General features: G+C 35.0%; 19 protein-coding genes. 8 read left to right on the top strand and 11 right to left on the bottom strand.

Features of this window, described 5'->3' with window-relative positions; all coding sequences use genetic code 11:
- Window positions 1–34: 34 nt before the first annotated feature.
- The 3 genes from HGK31_RS02590 to HGK31_RS02580 are packed head-to-tail and all read right to left on the bottom strand — an operon-like array spanning window position 35 to window position 2551.
- Window positions 35–748, bottom strand: a complete 714-nt coding sequence (locus tag HGK31_RS02590; RefSeq protein ID WP_191858357.1) for a 3'-5' exonuclease — start codon at window positions 746–748, stop codon at window positions 35–37.
- Window positions 749–753: 5 nt separating this feature from the next.
- A complete protein-coding gene (locus HGK31_RS02585; protein ID WP_191858356.1) occupies window positions 754–1914 on the bottom strand; it encodes a serine hydrolase domain-containing protein in 1161 nt (386 codons plus the stop codon).
- Window positions 1915–1951: 37 nt separating this feature from the next.
- Window positions 1952–2551 carry a TetR/AcrR family transcriptional regulator gene (locus tag HGK31_RS02580; RefSeq protein ID WP_191858355.1) on the bottom strand — a complete coding sequence of 200 codons (600 nt, stop codon included), beginning with the start codon at window positions 2549–2551 and terminating at the stop codon, window positions 1952–1954.
- Between the two features lie 81 nt (window positions 2552–2632).
- Here HGK31_RS02580 and HGK31_RS02575 point away from each other — a divergent pair, with 81 nt between their 5' ends.
- Window positions 2633–3067, top strand: coding sequence for a cupin domain-containing protein (locus HGK31_RS02575; protein WP_191858354.1), 435 nt, complete (start codon window positions 2633–2635; stop codon window positions 3065–3067).
- On the opposite strand, the gene HGK31_RS02570 is transcribed toward HGK31_RS02575, so the two are convergent.
- Genes HGK31_RS02570 through hemA form a run of 8 tightly spaced genes read right to left on the bottom strand, consistent with a single transcriptional unit; the run spans window position 3064 to window position 11439 of the window.
- Window positions 3064–3537: a methylated-DNA--[protein]-cysteine S-methyltransferase gene (locus tag HGK31_RS02570; protein WP_191858353.1), complete on the bottom strand. Its 474-nt coding sequence runs from the start codon at window positions 3535–3537 to the stop codon at window positions 3064–3066. The genes HGK31_RS02575 and HGK31_RS02570 overlap by 4 nt on opposite strands.
- Window positions 3537–4622 carry a CNNM domain-containing protein gene (locus HGK31_RS02565; RefSeq protein WP_191858352.1) on the bottom strand — a complete coding sequence of 362 codons (1086 nt, stop codon included), beginning with the start codon at window positions 4620–4622 and terminating at the stop codon, window positions 3537–3539. Before HGK31_RS02565 ends, HGK31_RS02570 begins: the two co-directional genes overlap by 1 nt.
- A 26-nt stretch (window positions 4623–4648) precedes the next feature.
- Window positions 4649–5638, bottom strand: coding sequence for a porphobilinogen synthase (gene hemB / locus HGK31_RS02560; RefSeq protein WP_191858351.1), 990 nt, complete (start codon window positions 5636–5638; stop codon window positions 4649–4651).
- A 2-nt stretch (window positions 5639–5640) separates the two neighbouring features.
- Complete coding sequence (locus tag HGK31_RS02555) at window positions 5641–6651, bottom strand: DUF4421 domain-containing protein (protein ID WP_191858350.1); 1011 nt, start codon at window positions 6649–6651, stop codon at window positions 5641–5643.
- On the bottom strand, window positions 6642–7544 hold the full coding sequence (gene hemF, locus HGK31_RS02550; protein WP_191858349.1) for an oxygen-dependent coproporphyrinogen oxidase: 903 nt from the start codon (window positions 7542–7544) through the stop codon (window positions 6642–6644). The genes HGK31_RS02555 and hemF overlap by 10 nt, the downstream gene beginning before the upstream one ends.
- Window positions 7545–7547: 3 nt before the next feature.
- Complete coding sequence (gene hemE, locus HGK31_RS02545; RefSeq protein WP_191858348.1) at window positions 7548–8573, bottom strand: uroporphyrinogen decarboxylase; 1026 nt, start codon at window positions 8571–8573, stop codon at window positions 7548–7550.
- A gap of 33 nt (window positions 8574–8606) precedes the next feature.
- Entirely contained in the window at window positions 8607–10184 is a 1578-nt protein-coding gene (gene hemC, locus HGK31_RS02540; protein ID WP_191858347.1) for a hydroxymethylbilane synthase, read from the bottom strand.
- Window positions 10177–11439, bottom strand: coding sequence for a glutamyl-tRNA reductase (gene hemA, locus HGK31_RS02535; RefSeq protein WP_191858346.1), 1263 nt, complete (start codon window positions 11437–11439; stop codon window positions 10177–10179). Before hemA ends, hemC begins: the two co-directional genes overlap by 8 nt.
- Before the next feature lie 193 nt (window positions 11440–11632).
- On the opposite strand from hemA, the gene HGK31_RS02530 reads away from it, so the two are divergent.
- The 7 genes from HGK31_RS02530 to HGK31_RS02500 are packed head-to-tail and all read left to right on the top strand — an operon-like array spanning window position 11633 to window position 20975.
- Complete coding sequence (locus HGK31_RS02530; RefSeq protein WP_191858345.1) at window positions 11633–12529, top strand: AraC family transcriptional regulator; 897 nt, start codon at window positions 11633–11635, stop codon at window positions 12527–12529.
- A gap of 20 nt (window positions 12530–12549) precedes the next feature.
- Window positions 12550–13587 carry a ferrochelatase gene (hemH, locus tag HGK31_RS02525; protein WP_191858344.1) on the top strand — a complete coding sequence of 346 codons (1038 nt, stop codon included), beginning with the start codon at window positions 12550–12552 and terminating at the stop codon, window positions 13585–13587.
- Window positions 13584–14936 (top strand): MATE family efflux transporter, encoded by a 1353-nt coding sequence (locus HGK31_RS02520; RefSeq protein WP_191858343.1) that lies wholly within the window; start codon window positions 13584–13586, stop codon window positions 14934–14936. The genes hemH and HGK31_RS02520 overlap by 4 nt, the downstream gene beginning before the upstream one ends.
- Window positions 14937–14986: 50 nt before the next feature.
- Entirely contained in the window at window positions 14987–18088 is a 3102-nt protein-coding gene (locus HGK31_RS02515) for a WD40/YVTN/BNR-like repeat-containing protein (RefSeq protein WP_191858342.1), read from the top strand.
- Complete coding sequence (locus tag HGK31_RS02510) at window positions 18088–18636, top strand: CopD family protein (protein WP_191858341.1); 549 nt, start codon at window positions 18088–18090, stop codon at window positions 18634–18636. Before HGK31_RS02515 ends, HGK31_RS02510 begins: the two co-directional genes overlap by 1 nt.
- Window positions 18637–18683: 47 nt before the next feature.
- Window positions 18684–20141 (top strand): sensor histidine kinase, encoded by a 1458-nt coding sequence (locus HGK31_RS02505; protein ID WP_191858340.1) that lies wholly within the window; start codon window positions 18684–18686, stop codon window positions 20139–20141.
- 51 nt (window positions 20142–20192) lie between these two features.
- Window positions 20193–20975, top strand: a complete 783-nt coding sequence (locus tag HGK31_RS02500) for an enoyl-CoA hydratase/isomerase family protein (RefSeq protein ID WP_191858339.1) — start codon at window positions 20193–20195, stop codon at window positions 20973–20975.
- Window positions 20976–21011: the final 36 nt, after the last annotated feature.

The raw sequence follows: 21011 nt of genomic DNA, 5'->3' as shown, positions 1-21011 counted from the left end.
CTTAAAAGTCCAGATTTTAAATCTGGACTTTTTTTTATACGCTTATAATTTCATTATCATGAAGGAGTTCGTCTCCTCGTAATCGCAAGAAAATTTGAGCTACTGCAATAGTGTCTTTTTCGCAATAGGTGATAATACGGTCTATATTATTTTCTTCATAATATACCTTGTAAACTTCACTGCCATCTATGTCGTCCTTTGGAGAGGGTATTCCAAGAACATTTGTGAGTAACTTTAAAGATGTATAAGTTTTATAGTCGCCAAACTTCCAAAGTTCCAGCGTATCAAGGTGTGGAACTTCCCATGGCTTTTTCCCAAATAAATTAAGTTTATATGGCAACTCAATATTATGGATTATCATACGCCTCGCTATATAAGGAAAGTCAAATTCTTTACCATTATGTGCACATAATAGGTGCTTGTTTTGGCTGAAATGTGTTATCAATAAATTTTTAAAGTCTTTCAATATTTTTATTTCATCACCATAAAATGAGGTAACACGAAAGGTTCTTACATCACCTTGCATTTTAAAATAACCAACCGAAATACAGATTATTTTCCCAAATTCAGCCCAAATTCCTGCACGATCGTAAAACTCTTCAGCTGTGAAATCGTCTTTGCGCTGGTATTGCGATTTGGCTTCCCAAAGGGCTTGTTTGGTTTCGTCTAAATCAGAGAAATGCTGTGTTTCAGGAACAGTTTCAATATCCAGAAAAAGTATGTTTTCGAGATTTAGTTTAGAAATCATAATAATTATTTTTCAAGCATATGATATGCTTCTTCAATATAGGTTGTAATATCTGGTGTAAAAGTAGCAATGGCATCACCAGGTCCTTTGGCATGACCTAGTCTTACAATTATGACGTTTTCATTTGGCTCTACAATAACATATTGCCCTAAATGACCACGCATCATAAAAAACGATTTGCCATCCATTTTCTTCAGCCACCAACCATAACCATATTCTGGGCTTTCGGTAAATCGAGGCTTGATGGATTTTGCGATAAATGAAGAATCTAAAAGTTGCTGACCATTCCACTTACCATAATCCTTATAGAGTTTACCCATTCTTGCAAAATCTTTAGCATTACTAGCAATACAGCAGTATGCTTTTACCATATCGTGATCTTCACTATCTACTTGCCAAAGTGTGGCATTTTCTGAATTTAAGGGCTTCCAGAAACTTTCGGTTAAATAATCATAAAGCTTTTTACCTGTTGCGCGTTCCAATACCATTGCCAACATTTGTGTGTCACCACTGGCATATTTATAACTCGTTCCAGGTTCACGAACTACATCTAACCCTAACATTACTTTATCTAAATCATCATCAAAATAAGCACGTGTAGTGATTGAAAATGGCGAATAATATCGTTCATCCCAATTAGTTCCTGAAGCCATGGACGATAAATCACCAACTGTAAGCTTTGCGGCTTTGTCATCTTTTCCTTCACAAAATTCTGGAATAAAATCGCAAACCGGTTGGTCTAGATTTTTTATGTAGCCATCCATAATAGCTTTTCCTAGCATGGCCGACACATAACTTTTTGCCATAGAGAAAGAATTGGATTTTGAATTTTCATCAAATCCGTCATAATAGTTTTCAAACCAAATACTATCATTCTTGATAATTACATAGGCAATGGTGCCATTTTGGGCATTTATGTTTTTCAAGGTTTCAGTTGCTTCAACTGAATTATAATCTTTGTGATTTGGCCAGGGCTGTGGCATGTCATTTTCAACAACAGCATTATCAAAATGCTTGTAATCTTCAAGATAGGCTGTTGTGTAACCTTTAAGATAAATTGTTCTAACAGCTTTTAACAGATAATCAGTATCGGTTAAGTAGAGTGTAATAATGAGCAGACCGAAAACGATAACAACCCATTTAAGGAGGTTTTTTAAAAATTTCATTTGGTAGTTTTAGTAGATTAAATATACTAAAATGAATTTATTTTAAATTTTTAAGGTCAAAATTTTCTAGTAACGATTTTAAAGCCCAAGCTAGAGATTGTTTGGCTGGTTTACTTTTTAGTTTACAAACATCTTTAGCAGTAATCATGGGCTCTATTCCCATTAGAACAGTTGCTGAAGTAATGATATTTTGAAAGTCCTCACCAAGTTGATTTTTATAAGGTTCTAATGCCAACTCTAATGCGGCTGTTCTTCTGGCACCTCGAAGGGATTTTTCTGATGCTGAAAAATCTTCTTTCAAGTAAACACTTAAATATTTTCTAAAAGCGGGTTCATTATCTATGGCTAGTTGATTATAATAATCTTGTATAAATAATATTTGATCTATAACCGATAAATGCTTGCTTTCGTGAACGAGTGTTTCTGGAGCTTTTGTGTGAATATCTATTCCAGCTTCTGAACACAGAATGTCAATATTTGAAAAATATCTATAAACGGTAGCTCTCGACGTGTTGGAATGTTGAGCAACATCTTCGAGGGTAAACGACAACCCTTTTGATAGAAGTCCTTGAGCCGTTTCCAGGAGTTTTTGTCGTGTTTTTCTCTTTTGAGATTGACGTCCCGTTGTTAGTGACATGTTTTTCATGAGACAAATATCTCATAAAATTTTGTAAACTCAAAAAAAGAAAATACATTTGTGAGACAAAAATCTCATGAAATGAAAGCGACTGAAACTTTTTGGGTGCTAGGACATAAGGTTACTAACTATATGACTACTGGCGATTATGATTTTGCAATAGGAGAGACACCACCTCATACGCAGGGACCACCACCTCATTTGCATAATGAATTTTCTGAAACCTTCTTAATTACTGAAGGTGAGATGGAGTTTATGATAAATGGTCAGATTAAAACAGTTAAGACTGGTGAATTGGTTGATTTACCTCCAAAAACGATTCATACATTCACAAATAATAGTGATTCAGCGTGTAAATGGATTAATGTTCACAGCCCAAAAGGATTCCGAGGATTTTTTGAGTTTGTTGGTGTCCCTGTTAATGATGCGAATGCCCAAAAAAATTCCATAACTGAAGAAAAAATTAAAACTGTTATTGAAAAAGCAGCAGACTTTGATATGATTCTTAAGCTTTAAAACAAGCTTTGCTGTTTATAAGGGCTTTCATGTTCTAAAAGCCATTGCTTTCTGTGCAATCCACCTGCATATCCAGTTAAGCTTCCATCACTACCTATTACGCGATGGCAAGGCACAATAATCCATAACGGATTTTTACCATTGGCATTGGCAACAGCTCTTATGGCCTTTACATCGCCTAGTTTTTTAGAAAGGTCAAGATAGGATAGGGTTTTGCCAAAAGGAATTTCCAACAATTCATCCCAAACCCTTTTTTGAAATTCTGTCCCTTGCGGATTTAAATTTAAATCGAATTTATTTCGTTCACCCTTAAAATACTCGTTAAGTTGATATACACAATCTTCAAGGACATCTGGAATAATATCAGAAAGTGTTTCATTTGAATTTAAAACAGTCACTGATTCAATACCATTTTCATCACCAACAATTTTTGTAAAACCTAAAGGTGTGTTAATCATACAGGATTCCATTACTCTTCAGTTTCAGGGTTATTTAGAATACCCAGTTTTTTAGCACGAGCTTCCCAGTTTTTTCTTGCTTGTAATTGTAGGTCAGAAACGTTATCACTTTCGTCCATAATTTCAAGTCCGAGTAAGGTTTCAATAACATCTTCCATAGTGACCAAACCACTTACTGAACCATATTCATCTACAACTAATGCCATGTGATTACGGCTTTCAACAAGTTTTTCAAATAGAATAGGAATGGATAAATCGCGACTAACAATAATGATGTTTCGCTTTAATTCTGACAACTTTTTTTTGTTATTGTCGAGTGCCATTTCCTTAAAAACATCATCCTTTAAAACCAAACCTTTTATATTATCTTCCGTATCCACATAAATAGGTATTCTAGAAAAACGGAGATTCAGATTTTTATTAAAAAATTCTTCAACAGTTATATTTTCATTTTCCGTTTTCATAACTGTTCTAGGCGTCATGACATCTTTTGCCTGAACATCTTTAAATGTCAAAAGGTTTTTTATAACCTTGCTTTCACTCTCTTGAAAAACACCCTCTTCATGAGCCATATCAGTCATAACCATAAAGCCTTCACGACTTAACACACTACCGTGAGCACTACCGCCAATAAGTTTTGTAGTCAGACGTAACAACCATAAAATACCTGTCCATTTTAATGGAAATATTAAAACAGTCAACGCTTTTGAAGTGAAATTGGCTAATTGTTTCCAATAGGTTGCTCCAATAGTTTTTGGAATTATTTCAGAAGCAATTAATATAAGTAAGGTCATAATTGCTGACACAATTCCAACAGTATTTATTCCAAATATTTCAACCTTATAAGGCAATTTTTCAGCTTCAATACCAACCATCATAGCTCCTAAAGTATGTGCAATAGTATTAAGTGTGAGTATTGCAATAAGTGGTTGATCTACATCCTTCTTAAGGTTCTCTAAAGTTTCAGCGTACTCTTTACCTTCTTGCTTTTTAACATTGATAAATGTTGGCGTGACACTTAACAAAACGGCTTCAAGAATGGAACATAAAAAAGAAAAGAAAATAGAAACGGTTGCCCAAAGAATTAATGTACCCATTAAATAGTAATTAGTTTGAGGCTAATTTACGAAATCAATTTTACAATATCCTTGGCAAAATAAGAAGCTATTATGTCTGCCCCAGCGCGTTTAATTGCTGTTACTTGTTCCATCATTACGGCATCATGGTCTAACCAACCTTTTTCAGCTGCAGCCTTTAGCATAGCATACTCGCCAGACACTTGATAAACAGCCACAGGTACATCAACTTCGTTTTTAATTTCACGAACAATGTCTAAATAACATAAACCTGGTTTAACCATAACGATATCTGCTCCTTCATCGATATCCATTTCGGTTTCCCGAATGGCTTCAAATCGGTTTGCTGGATCCATTTGATAGGTTTTTTTATCCTTCGGAATATTAACCATATCAACAGGTGCTGAATCTAAAGCATCACGAAATGGCCCGTAAAATGCAGATGCATATTTTGCTGAATAGCTCATAATTCCTGTATCAGTAAATCCCTCATCCTCCAAGGCTTCACGAATGGTCAAAATACGACCATCCATCATATCACTAGGCGCCACAAAATTCGCGCCAGCTTGAGCATGAGACACACTCATTTCGGCTAAAAAATCAACAGTGACATCATTAGCAATCATACCGTTTTCAATAATACCGTCATGACCATAAACCGAGTAAGGATCCAAAGCGACGTCAGTCATAACCAGCATATCAGGACATGCATTTTTGACCGTTTTTATAGCTCGTTGCATAAGACCATCTGGGTTTAAGGCCTCTTTCCCTTGGTTGTCTTTTAGATTGTCCGGAACTTTCACAAATAATAACACCGATTTCAGACCCATTTTCCAGAGTTCGTGTACTTCTTTTTCCAATAAATCTAGACTGTAGCGAAAGTAATTTGGCATAGAAGCGATTTCTTCTTTTACGCCTTTACCTTCAACCACAAACAATGGTACTAAAAAATCATTTGGTGTAATTATGGTTTCACGAACTAAACTTCTAATTGCTTCATTAGTTCTTAAACGTCTATTTCTTCTTATTGGGTACATGTTTATTTTTTTATTTTTTCAAGTTCGTTATTCAATTTATTTTGCATGTTATCTGCAAACGCAACCAGAGATTTAGGTGCTTTAAAGCGATACCCTATAAATATTTGAAAGTAAGGAATATTATCATTTACTCGGGTTGATCTGTCAGCATCGTGGTTTAATATAAGGTAGCTGTAATGAGTACCTAAATATAAGTTATCGATATCATAGGTTGCCGAAGCTCTAAAATTTAATTCGGTCAATAGCGTTGTTAATGAATCTTCACCATCATATTTTGAATAATTCAATCCGATTCCAGCCGATACTCCTGCTGAAAGTAAGATGTTTTTTGTTGGAACAAGATTGTAATAGTAGGAAGGCGCAAAAGCAATGTCGAAAGACTTGTAATCCTCATCAATAGGAGGGTTTACTAAATCCGTTCTAAAATTGAATTTGGAGTAGTAATATATAATTCTTGGAATAAAACTACCGGTACTTTTAAGCTGCTTTTCGTCTTGAGAAGTTATTGCCCGAAATGAAAAATTCTCATTCCATATATATGAAGTCGCACCACCTATTTTGAAGTTTCTAGTTTTTGGCAAATAGACAGAAAAATTATCATCGCTTAAATAGAATCCTTTTTCGTTAAAAAGGTCAAAGGTTTGCATAAAATGCTTTCCAAAAAATGTTCTGAAGTTAAGATTAAAAAGCTTTGAATCTGTATTGTCCTTGTTTTCAGCCAAAAAATCAGGTGCAAAAGAATAGGAGGCTGATATGCCTCGAAACGATACAGAGGCCCCAATGCGATTTTGTTTATTGGGCTCAAGATTAAAAAAGGCATCGGAGTTTCGATCGTTAAGTTGAAGTGAATTAGATGTGTTTACATAGTAAGCCCGAGCTGTAATTCTATTGGGATAAGAGACCTTGTATTCGGTTTCTTCTTTGTATATAATATCTTCTTCGGTTTCTTGAGAAAAGCACAATAAGGGTATGGCAACTAACAGTAAACAGAGCAAACTATTTTTTAGACCCATGATTTAGGATGTTTTAAAACATCAAGAAGTTTTTCTTCCTCACTTCCCAATGTTGGTTTATGGTCGTAAACCCATTGCACGTGTGGAGGCAAGCTCATTAAAATACTTTCAATGCGACCGTTGGTTTTTAAACCAAATAAGGTGCCTTTGTCGTGGACTAAATTAAATTCAACATAGCGACCACGACGAATTTCCTGCCAATCTCTCTGCATTTGAGTGAATGGCAAATCCTTTCGTTTTTCTACTATAGGAACATAAGCTTCTAAAAAACTATCACCAACCTCTGTTACAAAGTTAAACCATTTTTCCATTGACATAGTATCTGTGATTTTACAGTAATCAAAAAATAAACCTCCTATACCTCGTGCCTCATTTCTGTGAGTATTGTAAAAATACTCATCACATCTGGCTTTATATTTTGGGTAGAATTCAGGATTATGCTTATCACAAGCCATTTTACAAACTTGGTGGAAGTGCTTGGCATCTTCTTCAAACAAATAATAAGGCGTTAAGTCTTGTCCGCCTCCAAACCATTGGTCAACGACATCACCATTTTTATCATACATTTCAAAGTAACGCCAATTGGCATGAACAGTCGGTACAAATGGATTTTTTGGATGCAAAACCAGACTCAAACCACAGGCAAAAAAGTTTGCTTCAGTAACACCAAAATGCTTACGCATGGTTTCAGGTAGTTCGCCATGGACAGCAGAGATATTAACACCACCCTTTTCAAACACGTTGCCCTTTTCAATAACACGAGTCCGTCCACCACCTCCTTCAGGGCGTTTCCAAATGTCTTCTTGAAATTTTGCTTTACCATCAACTTCTTCTAATTTAGAAGTGATAGTATCTTGTAAGTCTTTTATGTATTGATAGAATTTATCTTTCAAAGTTTAACTCTTATATTCTTTTACAGCATCAATAAAGGCTTTGGCATGGTCTAACGGAATATTAGGTAGAATACCATGACCCAAGTTTACAATGTATTTGTCCTTTCCAAAATCATTAATCATTTGGGTAACCATTTTCTTGATTTCAGATGGTGGAGAAAATAATCGTGTGGGATCAAAATTACCTTGAAGTGTAATGTTCCCTCCAGTTAAATAGCGTGCATTTCTAGCAGAACACGTCCAATCAACTCCCAATGCAGAAGCTCCAGATTTAGCCATTTCATTCAAAGCAAACCAACACCCTTTTCCAAAAGCGATAACAGGCGCATCATCTTTTAAAGCATTAATTATTTGTTGAATATACTGCCAAGAAAATTCTTGATAATCAACAGGTGATAACATGCCTCCCCAAGAATCAAATACTTGTACAGCATTACAACCAGCTTTAACTTTTTCTTTTAAATAGGCTATAGTTGTATCCGTTATTTTTTGAAGTAATTGATGTGCTGCAATTGGATTGGTAAAGCAAAACTCCTTGGCTTTATCGAAGTTTTTACTGCCTTGACCTTGGACGCAGTAGCATAAAATAGTCCAAGGTGAACCCGCAAATCCAATTAATGGAATTTCGTTGTTCAATTTTTCTTTTGTAGCCTTTATGGCTTGATATACATAATCTAATGCAACAGTAACATCTGGAACAATGACATTATCGACATCTTTTTGAGTACGAACTGGATTGGGTAAATACGGACCAAAATTAGGTTTCATTTGAACCTCAATATTCATAGCTTGTGGAATGACTAATATGTCACTAAACAGAATAGCAGCATCCATACCATATCTTCGTATAGGTTGAACGGTTATTTCACTAGCCAACTCTGGTGTTTGACAGCGCGTGAAGAAATCGTATTTGGCTTTAATTTCCATAAACTCTGGGAGATAACGACCAGCTTGACGCATCATCCAAACAGGAGGCCTATTTACTGTTTCTCCTTTTAAAGCTCTTAAAAATAAATCGTTTTTTATCATTTTCTCAGTCAATCCCGCGAAGGCAGGAATCTTTTAAATATAATGTTCGTTAACTAATTCTATAACACTTTCAACAGTTGGAACTTTTGCTATCCTAATATCTTTGAAGTGTTTTTTTGCTTCTTTTGCTGTTGTTTCACCAATACAAAAAGCTATTAATTCGGCATTGTTTTCTTGTCTGTAGCTTTGTACAGTAGATGGGCTGTAAAACATAACACCTTCAGTAGAATCAGGAATTTTTACCGCATCAAGTTTAGTTTGGTAAGCCTCAATCTCGTTTACGGAAATATTGTTTTCTTCTAAAATAGAAGGTAAAGCATCCAAACGGATGTCGCTACAGAAATAGGTTACTTCAGTTCCTTCAATATACTCAACTAAATATTCAGCTAATTTTTGAGCATTTTTTTCTGCATGTTTAACAGGTCCTATGCGTTTTTCAACAAGCCTTTTGGTGCGTCTGCCTACACAGTAAATATTTTGAAATTGTAATTCAACTGCCGAAAAATTATGTAATAAAGCTTCCACAGCATTTTTGCTTGTTATAATAACGTTTTGAATGGGCTTTCTAACTACTAAAGGTTTGATTCTGTTTAAGCTAATTTTCACAAAATCAGAACTTTCAACACCTATATTTTCATTAAATAATTGTAACTGATCTTCGGTAAGTGATTTGGTAGAATACACTTTGGTTCCAACCGAAGAACGTTTAATGGTATCCATTAATCGCTTTCCGCCACGCTCAATAATATAGTTGGCACAGAAATTAGCCAAATCGTGATGATGTCCGAGTTTTTCGGTGCGTTTAACTTCAATTTTTTTACTACCATCAGTACTTAATAGCACACCTTCAAAAGTTATTTCTTCATCTTTAATAAATGCTAAAGCACCTATTGGAGCGGTGCAACCACCTTCTAATTTATTTAAAAACTTACGTTCAATACTTGTACAAATCTCCGTTTCTTCGTGATTTAATTCTGCACAAATTGCTCGTGTTTCTTCATCTTCTTCTAGCGCAGTTATCATTATGGCACCTTGAGCTGGCGCAGGAATCATCCAATTTAAGTTAATAGCATTTTCTGGTCTTAACCCAATACGACCAATTCCAGCAGCAGCAAAAATTGCAGCATTCCAGTGTTCGTTATCTTCTAATTTTTGTAATCTAGAATTAACATTACCTCTTAAATTTTCAACTTTATGTGTAGGATATCTATTAAGCCATTGTGCACGTCTGCGTAAACTGCCTGTTGCAACAACAGCATCTTTAGCACCAAGAAATTCTTCATTATCTTTAAAAACAAGTGTGTCTCTAACATTACCACGTTTTAATACCGCAGCTTGAACAATACCATTGGGTAAAACGGTTGGCACATCTTTTAGAGAATGCACGGCAATATCAATATCATGATTTAGCATGGCAATATCCAGTGTTTTTGTAAATATGCCTGTAATGCCCAATTCGTAAAGTGGCTTGTTCAAAACAATATCTCCTGTTGATTTTACAGGAACGAGTTCTGTTTTATGTCCTAATTGTTCTAGTAAACTTTTAACAATATTGGCTTGGTATAAGGCTAGCTCGCTATCGCGAGTGCCTATTCGGATTGTTTTAGACATGATGGGTAGTTTCTTCTAATTGAAACACTTTTTTAATAAGCTCTAAACTATCGTTTGTAGAAATAGCATCATCTTTTAAATGGTGAGCAAAATGATTGGTTATTTTTTGGATGATATTATTACTAATAATTTCAGCTTGTTCCTCGTTAAAGTCAGATAATTTTTTACGTTGTGATTCGAGTTCCGCAATTTTAAAATCTTGAAGCTTATTTTTTAACGCTTTAATAGTAGGTGCAAATTTACGCGTTTCTAACCAAGCATTAAATTCTGACTCTACTTCATTTATGATATTTTCTGCCAGCGGAATATCTTGTTTGCGTTTTTCTAAGGTATCGTCAGTAATTTGTGACAGATAATCTAAATGAATAAGATTTACGGCTTGTAAATCGGTTACATTTTCATTTACGTTTTTTGGTATTGATAAATCCAATATCAATAACTCCTTATTATTTTGAATAATTTGTTTATCAACGGTTGGATGTTGTGCTCCTGTTGCAACAATTAAAATATCGCTTGCATTTATTTCTTCTTGTAAATTGGCATAGTCTTTAACCGTTAAATTAAATTTTCCGGCAATGGCTTCTGCTTTGGTTTTCGTGCGATTTATAAGAGTAATATGAGGATTCTTGGTATGTTTAATTAAATTTTCACAGGTATTTCTGCCTATTTTGCCTGTCCCAAATAATAAAATATTTTTAGTAGAAATATCTTTTACGGTGTTTAAGATATATTGAACAGAAGCAAAAGACACAGATGTGGCTCCAGTAGAAATATTTGTTTCGGTTTTAATACGTTTACTCGCTTGAATGACGGCATTAATAAGGCGTTCAAGAAAGGCGTTTAATAAGCCTAATTTTTTTGACGCAATTGCCGATTGTTTTAGTTGACCAATAATTTCGAAGTCACCCAGAATCTGACTATCTAACCCAGAACCTACACGAAATAAATGCGAAATGGCTTCACCGTTCTTGTAAACGAAAGCTACTTTCTGAAATTCTTCAACTGTACCAATTGTATTGTCACAAAGTAATTTTATAAGTTGAAAAGGATGCTGTGCAAACCCATAAATTTCAGTTCTATTGCACGTTGAAGTAACAATTAGGCTTTCAACCCCTTCATCTTTAGCTTGTTCAAGCAATTTGGATTTAGCATTATTGTCTAAACTAAAATGACCACGAACTTCTGCATCGGCTTTTTTATAACTTAAACCAATGGCGTAAAATGTACTGCCTTTAGAAATATTGAAATGCTCCATTACCTGATTTGGATATTACTACGCAAAAATAGAATGGATATATGTATAAAAATAACGCCGAAAGAACTTTTAGTGTCGCTGGTAGTTTTTTAAACTTTATTAACAACTTAATATGATAAATGTCATATTTTTGCAGTAATAACAATGCTTTAAAACAATATAGTTTAGAATTATTCTAAATAAGCAATTTAACATGCAAGAAAATAATCAACTAAAAAGTATCGCTAAAGGAACTTTTGAAGAGTCTTCTATAGACGATGGCTTCATCGTTTTAACGTTTCAAAACAATTCAAATGAAGTTAAAACAGTTGAACGTGAGATAGATAGCAGTTATATTCAATTTCATTTTTGTGTCAAGGGCTCTAGTGCTTTTCAGTTCAACAATGGAACATATACGCTAAATATTCAAGAGGAAACATCCTTGTTATTATATAATCCGGAGCGTGATTTACCAATACACATGGATGTAAACCCAAATTCTTGGTTGGTATCCATTTTAATTTCCATAAAAAAGTTTCATCGGCTTTTTTCTCAAGAAGCAGACTATATTACGTTTTTAAGTGAAGACAATCGCCATAAAAAATATTACAAAGATGGAAACATCACACCGTCTATGGCAATCGTTCTCAATCAATTGGTGAATTATAATTTAAATCAGTCTATCAAGAATCTTTATTTTAAAGGGAAAGCTTACGAGTTGTTAAGCCTATATTTTAATAGAAGTGAAGATGCCAATATTGAGCAATGTCCGTTTTTAGCCGATGAAACCAACGTTATTAAAATCCGTAAAGCAAAAGATATAATTATTTCTAGAATGGCTGAACCACCAACTCTTCAAGAACTGGCAGATGAAATTCAGTTGAGCTTGAAAAAATTAAAAGAAGGGTTTAAGGAAATTTATGGCGATTCGGTTTTTAGTTTTTTATTCGATTACAAGATGGAAGTAGCCAGAAAGTTATTGGAATCAGGCGAGCATAATGTTAATGAAGTAGGGTTACGCGTGGGTTATAGTACAGCAAGCCATTTTATTGCGGCATTTAAAAAGAAATACGGAACAACACCAAAAAAATATGTAATGTCTTTGAGTTAAATTCAAGACTTAAAATTGATATGAAAAAAGGAATATTATTAGTAAATCTAGGTTCGCCAGATAGTCCCAATCCTAAAGATGTTAAAAGATATTTAGGCGAATTCTTAATGGATGAACGCGTTATTGACGTGCCACTCTGGGCAAGAAATCTGTTAGTTAAAGGAATCATTTTAAACACAAGACCCAAAGCTTCAGCAGCAGCTTATCAGAAAATTTGGTGGGAGGAAGGGTCGCCATTAATTGTGTTATCTGAACGTTTAAAAGATAAGGTTCAGAACAAAGTTGACTTTCCAGTTGCTTTGGCTATGCGCTATGGCAGTATGACGATAAAGAATGGCTTGCAAGAATTGGTAGATAAAGGCGTTGATGAGGTTTTTCTAATTCCATTATATCCACAATTCGCTATGGCAACAACCGAAACAATCTTGGTTTTAGCCGAAGAGGTAAGAAAGCAGCATTTTCCTGATATTAAAATTTCAGATTTACCAGCTTTTTATAATAGACCTGAATATATTGAGGTGCTTTCAAATTCTATAAAACGTCATTTAGAAGGAAAAGATTTTGATCACCTATTGTTTTCCTATCATGGTGTTCCAGAGCGACATATTCGAAAAAGTGATATTACCAAATCACATTGCAAGATAGATGGAAGCTGTTGTAAAACACCATCAAGTGCTCATGATTTTTGTTATAGGCATCAATGTTTCGAGGTAACCCGATTAGTGGCTGAAAAATTAAATCTTGAGGATGGAACCTATTCAACAAGTTTTCAATCGCGTTTAGGTTTTGACCCATGGTTACAACCTTATACTGATCGTACAATTGAACGACTAGGAAAAGACGGAATAAAAAACATGGCAATTGTAACACCAGCCTTTGTTAGTGATTGCCTGGAAACTTTGGAAGAAATTGCCATGGAAGGACAAGAAATATTTCATGAAATAGGTGGGAATGAGTTTACAACCGTACCATGTTTAAATGATGATGACGCTTGGGTTCGTGTTATAGCTGATTGGATAAACGAATGGGCTATTGCTGAAACGGTGTTATCTGAATGAAAAAATCTACATCAGTTGATTTAGGAACACAGCCCATAGGTAAATTACTTATCAAACAGGCCGTACCAGCTTCTATTGGAATATTGGTGATGTCGCTAAATATTTTAGTTGACACCATATTCGTCGGAAATTGGATCGGTTCAACTGCCATTGCGGCTATTAATGTGGTGTTACCAGTTTCCTTTTTTATTGCTGCGTTAGGTATGAGTATTGGTATTGGAGGTTCCTCAATTATATCGCGAGCATTAGGAGCTAATAATTCTAACAAAGCCTTAAAAACATTTGGCAATCAATTAACCTTAACACTCTTGTTAACGGTTACGATGATAGCTTTTGGGTTATATTATGTGGATGATATCATACCTGCTTTTGGAGGAAAAGGCAATATTTTTGAACCAGCTAAAATTTATTATACAATTGTATTATATGGTGTACCATTTCTAGCTTTATGCATGATGGGTAATACGGTTATCAGAGCAGAAGGCAAACCAAAGTTCGCCATGTACGCAATGATGATTCCATCTGTTGGTAACCTGCTTTTAGATTATTTATTTATAAATGTTTTAGACTACGGAATGGTTGGAGCAGCTTGGGCAACTACTGGATCGTATTTGTTATGCTTTGCCTTTATTTTATGGTTCTTCCTTTCGGAAAATTCAGAGTTAAAAATAAAATGGCATCACTTTGGATTGAATCTTCCTATTATTAAAGAAATTGGCTCACTTGGTTTTGTAACCTTGGCCAGACAAGCCGTAGTTAGTATTACCTACCTATTTATGAATAATATTCTATTTGAGTTAGGTGGCGAAACATCAGTAACAGCATATGCCATAGTTGGGCGTATGCTCATGTTTGCATTATTTCCAGTTTATGGTATTACACAAGGGTTTTTACCTATTGCTGGCTATAATTTTGGTGCGCAACAATACGGCCGCGTTCGAGAAAGCATCAATACAGCTATAAAGTATGCAATAGCTTTAGCCACACTGGTTTTTATTTTATTGATGATATTCCCTGAAGGGATTACAAAATTATTTACATCAAATACAGATGTAATTGCAGAAACCCCAAGTGCTATGCGTTGGGTATTTGCGGCTACACCAATTATTGCATTGCAACTCATTGGTGCGGCTTATTTTCAAGCAGTTGGTAAAGCAACACCTGCACTTCTGCTCACATTAACACGACAAGGATTTTTCTTTATTCCACTCATTTTCATTTTGCCAATATTTTATGGCGAATTGGGTGTGTGGATGTCATTCCCAATCGCTGATGTTTTAGCAACTATTGTTACAGCTTACTTTTTAAATAGAGAAATAAAACGAAATCTAAAAATTGAAAAAGAATAGTTCTTAATAATCCTTATTTTTAGTCATCATTAACCAAAACCAAAAAAATTATGCGACAGTTATTATTTCTTATATGCATATTGTTATTACCTTTTAATATTGCAGCACAAACTTTTGAAGAGTCAAAATACGATGCTTTAGAATATCGTTTACTCGGTCCTTTTCGTGGTGGAAGAAGTGCAGCTGTAACAGGTGTCCCCAATAAACCCAACTTGTTTTATTTTGGGGCAACAGGTGGTGGAATATGGAAAACGACAGATGGTGGTCGCACATGGGAAAACATATCAGATGGCTTTTTTGGTGGAAGCATAGGCGCTATTTCAGTTTCTAAAAGCGATCCAAATGTGTTGTATGCTGGAGGAGGAGAAAAAACAGTTCGTGGCAACGTATCTTCAGGATACGGTATATGGAAAAGTGTTGATGCTGGAAAAACATGGGAACAGTCTGGACTAGAAAAATCAAGACATATTCCTCGAATCGCAATAGATCAAACCAACCATAATGTGGTTTATGCAGCTGTTTTAGGAAACATCTATAAACCGACTTCTGAACGTGGTGTTTATAAAAGTGAAGATGGTGGAAAAACATGGCGAAAAACACTATTTGTAAATGAGCATGCAGGAGTAGTTGACCTATTGGTGGACCCTACAAACCCTAGAATTTTATATGCTTCAACATGGCGCGTACAACGTACACCGTATAGTTTAAGTTCTGGAGGCGAAGGTTCTGCCCTTTGGAAAAGTACTGATAAAGGTGAAACTTGGAAAGAGATTTCTTTGAATAAAGGTTTTCCAACGGATACACTCGGTATTATAGGTGTAACTGTATCTCCAGTTAATAATCAGCGTGTTTGGGCTATGGTTGAAAACAAGGATAAAGGCGGATTATACCGAAGTGATGATGGTGGTGAAACATGGAATCAAGTGAATAGTGAGCGTAAATTAAGACAACGTGCTTGGTATTATACCAGAGTTTATGCCGATACAAAAGATGTAGATGTGATTTACGTTTTAAATGTACGTTATCATAAAAGTACCGATGGCGGAAAATCGTTCGACACCTATAATGCACCACATGGCGATCATCATGATTTATGGATTGCTCCAGAAAACCCAAACCGCATGATAATTGGTGATGATGGTGGTGCACAAGTAACATATGATGGAGGCGAAACTTGGAGTACCTATCACAATCAGCCAACCTCACAGTTTTATCGTGTTACTACAGACAATCATTTTCCTTATCGTATTTATGCGGCACAACAAGATAATTCTACGGTAAGAATTCCACATCGAACAGATGGCTGGTCTATAACCGAAGACGATTGGGAAAGCACAGCAGGAGGGGAATCGGCTCATATCGCCATTGATCCTGATGATAATGATATTGTATATGGTGGAAGTTATGGCGGATTTCTAACTCGTGTAAATCATAAAAAAGGAACCGTTAGAGCCATTAACGTTTGGCCAGATAATCCTATGGGTTATGGTGCTGAAGGCATGAAATATCGCTTTCAATGGAATTTCCCTATTATTTTTTCAAAACATAATTCTGATAGATTATATACCTTTTCTCAATACGTTCATGTTACGGAAAACGAAGGCCAATCTTGGAAAATAATTAGCCCAGATTTAACCAAAAGTGATCCTGAAAAAATGAAATCGTCTGGAGGACCAATCACTCAAGACAACACAGGAGTGGAATATTATTGTACCATTTTTGCAGCTCAAGAATCGCCTTTAAAAGAAGGCCTACTCTGGGTTGGTAGTGATGATGGTCTTATTCATATTACCAAAAATGGAGGCGAAACTTGGGAAAACATTACTCCTAAAAGCATGCCTGAATGGATGATGATTAATAGTATTGAGCCAAGTGCTTTTGATGAAGGGACTTGCTATGTAGCAGGAACTAAATATAAAACTGGAGATTTTCAACCATATCTATACAAAACTACCGACTACGGAAAGTCGTGGACAAAAATCACTAATGGTATAAATCCAGAACATTTTACAAGAGTTTTACGTGAAGACCCAAAGCAAAAAGGGTTATTGTATGCAGGAACCGAAACAGGCATGTATATCTCGTTTAACGATGGTAAAAACTGGCAGCCGTTTCAGTTAAATTTACCTGTTGTTCCTATAACCGATTTAGCCATTAAGGATAATAATTTAATTGTGGCCACACAAGGCAGAAGTCTTTGGATTATTGATGATTTAACGGTTCTCCATCAACTGTATAATTCCAATACAAATGAGGATATGCTTTTTAAACCAAAAGACACCTATCGCATGGATGGCGCAGGACGATCTGGTAGTAAAACAGCCGGAACCAATCATCCAAAGGGTGTTATGACGTATTTTAATTTGAAAGATTATAAGGAAGATGATGAGGTGAGTTTAACCTATTTCGACCAGAAAGGTGATACCATTAAAACTTTCAGTACAAAAAACAAAAAGGAAGACAAGTTAGAAGTTAAAAAAGGTATGAATCAGTTTAACTGGAATATGACATATGATGGAGCCGAAAAATTAGATGGGATGATTTTATGGTGGGCGAGTTTGAGTGGTCCGCAAGCTGTACCTGGAGAATATAAAGTGAGTCTTAATGTAAGAAACAATGTCACATCGAGCGCAGTTGAGATGTCTCAACCATTCACAATTCTGGCAGACCCCAGATCTGAAAGCTCGTTAGAAGATATAAAAGCACAATTTGATTTCATTACAGACATAAACAAAACTATGGATGAAGCGCACAAAACCATAAAAAAGATTCGTAAAATTGATAAGCAATTATCAGCCTTTGAATCACAATACAAAGATGATGAGCGTGTTTCAGATTTAATTAAAAAGTCAAAAACACTTCGTGAACAGTTTTCAGAAATTGAAAAAGCTTTATATCAAACCAAAAATCAAAGTGGTCAAGATCCATTGAATTTCCCAATTCGTTTAACTAACAAATTGGGCCATTTAAATGCCTTGGTTGGCATGGGGGATTTTGGACCAACAGATCAAGATATTGCTGTAAAAAATGAATTAACAGCAAAAATTGACAAACAATTACAAGCTTTTAATGTATTGGTTTCAGAAGAAATAAAAGCGTTTAATAAAGCGTTTAACAATTTAGAATTAAACTATTTATTTCTTGAAGATTAATGGAGTATTACAATTATATTAAATCCTTACACCTCATTTTTGTTATTACATGGTTTGCAGGCTTGTTTTATATTCCTAGGCTATTTGTATATCAAATAGAAGCCTTTCATAAACCATCGCCTGACAAAGAAATTTTAGGGAATCAATTAAAGCTTATGGCCAAGCGTTTATGGAATATTATCACTTGGCCATCGGCTATTTTGGCAACCGTATTTGCTATTTGGTTATTGGTTTTAATGCCGTCGTGGTTACAACAGCCTTGGATGCATGTTAAGTTGGGATTTGTGGTTTTATTGATTATTTACCATTTAAAAACACATCTGTTTTACAAACAATTACAGCGCGATGATGTTCGCAAAACATCTAACTTCATGAGGCTTTGGAATGAAGGCGCCACCTTTATTCTGTTTGCAGTTGTATTTTTGGTTATTTTAAAAAGTGCTTTCAACTGGATTTTTGGAGTTATAGGAATTTTTGTTTTGGGCTTGCTAATTATGCTAGGGTTCAAAATCTATAAAAACATTCGCAGTAAAAACCCTAATGCCTAAACCATTTGGCTTGATTATTGTTATATTTAGTGGACTTTACATAATAAATGAAATTAGCTAAACTTTCTTTAAGACTTCGCATATTCCTAGCCATGATACTCCTGGTTCTATTGGCGTCCATATTAATTGCTGGAGTTACCATTTATCAATACAACGAAGAAGCTCATGATTACCATCAAGACCGCTTAAATCGTAAGGAAGAAAATATAAAAGCTAGTGTTGAGTACACGATAAAGGAAACAACCTATCCAGTAATCAAAGAGAACGTACCACTTATCTTTAAAGATGAAATTTATGAGATTGCTACCATCCATAATATGGAAATCAATCTTTATGATCTAGAAGGTAGTTTACTTAAATCGTCCAAAGCCAGTTTTGCAGCCGATTCCATTCCGAAGTGTTTAGATGCTGATATATTAAACACCTTATCAAACACATTAGAAAAACGGTATATAAACAACACCATTGAAAACGGAGAAGGCTATTTATCGTCTTATTCAGTAATAACGGATCAAAAATTTAAACCTTTAGCCATACTTCATTTACACTATTTGGAAAATGATGATTTTCTCAATAAAGAACTAAATGAATTTTTAGAACGATTAGGTTACGCCTATATCATCATGCTACTGATTGCTATTGTCTTGGCTTATTTCTTGTCTAAATACATTACAAAATCACTAAAAACCATTAGTGATAAAATGAATGAAACACGACTAGAAAAGCGGAATAAAAAGATTGATATAGATAAAACCAGTGAAGAGATTGCTACACTTGTTCAATCATACAATAGCATGATAGATGAGCTTGAAGAAAGTGCGGTAAAATTAGCAACTAGCGAGCGTGAGCAAGCTTGGCGAGAAATGGCAAAACAGGTAGCTCACGAAATTAAAAATCCGTTAACGCCTATGCGCTTAAGTGTTCAAAGTTTTCAACGTAAGTTCAATCCTGAAGACCCAGAAATCAATCACAAAGTAGATGAGTTCAGTAAAACCCTTATCCAGCAAATAGATACCATGAGCTCTATTGCTTCGGCTTTTTCAAATTTCGCTAAAATGCCAGCTCAACAAAATGAAACTTTAAACGTGGTAAAAATTGTCAAGTTGGCTTTAGATATTTTTAATGAAGATTACATTGTTTTTAAAGCTAGTGAAGATGAAATCGTTGCTAAATTTGATCGCACACAACTTATTCGTGTTGTAACCAATTTAGTAAAAAATGGTATTCAAGCTATACCTGAAAATAGTACAAGAACACCTGAAATTATTGTTGAGGTAACCAGTAGCGACAAAGTAGTTAATATTATTGTTTCAGATAATGGTAAAGGCATTTCAGAAGAAAACAAATCTAAAGTTTTTGAGCCTAAGTTCACCACTAAATCAAGCGGAATGGGATTAGGTTTAGCTATGGTAAAAAATATTGTGGAAACTTATAATGGAAATATTACCTTTACATCTCAAGAAGGTTTAGGAACTGTTTTTAAGGTTTCTTTTCCAAAAGAATAATAAATTATTGTCGCTCTGAGCTTGTCGAAGAGTCTTTAACATCACACCAAAATGGCATACGAAAACATCTTATCAAAAACTGAAAACGGAATTACATACATAACAATTAATCGTCCAAGTAAACTTAACGCACTTAATAAAGCAACCATACAAGAACTGCATGATGCTTTTTATGCTGCTGATTCGTACAAAGAAACAAAAGTTATTATAGTAACGGGAAGTGGTGAAAAAGCTTTCGTTGCAGGAGCAGATATTTCTGAATTTGCCGATTTCGATGTTGAAAATGGTGGCAAACTAGCGGCAAAAGGACAAGAATTATTATTTGATTTTGTTGAGAATTTAGGCACGCCAGTAATTGCGGCTGTTAACGGATTTGCACTAGGTGGCGGACTAGAATTAGCGATGGCTTGCCATTTTAGGTTGGCTAGTTTGAATGCTAAAATGGGCTTACCTGAAGTATCACTGGGTGTTATTCCAGGTTATGGCGGCACCCAGCGCTTGCCGCAATTGGTAGGTAAAGGTCGTGCTATGGAAATGGTTATGACTGCTGGTATGATTGAAGCCAATCAGGCTTTGGAATACGGATTAGTCAATCATGTAACCTCACAAGAAGAATTGATACCTCTTGCCGAAAAAATTGCAGGCAAAATTATGCGTAATTCTTCTGTTGCTATTAAAGGTGCCATAAAAGCGGTTAATGCTAATTATCAAGATGGTATTAATGGTTTTGACGTTGAAATTTCAGAGTTTGGTAATTGCTTTGGTACGGCTGATTTTAGAGAAGGGACTACTGCATTTTTAGAAAAGCGTAAGGCCGATTTTCCTGGGGAATAAATTTAGGTTTCGTTAACTTAATGATATGAATTCGTT

The organism is Hanstruepera ponticola (assembly GCF_012931685.1).
Taxonomy (GTDB): Bacteria; Bacteroidota; Bacteroidia; order Flavobacteriales; family Flavobacteriaceae; genus Hanstruepera; species Hanstruepera ponticola.
The sequence above is the reverse complement of the archived record's forward strand: the minus strand, read 5'-3'. Positions and strand labels throughout refer to the sequence as shown.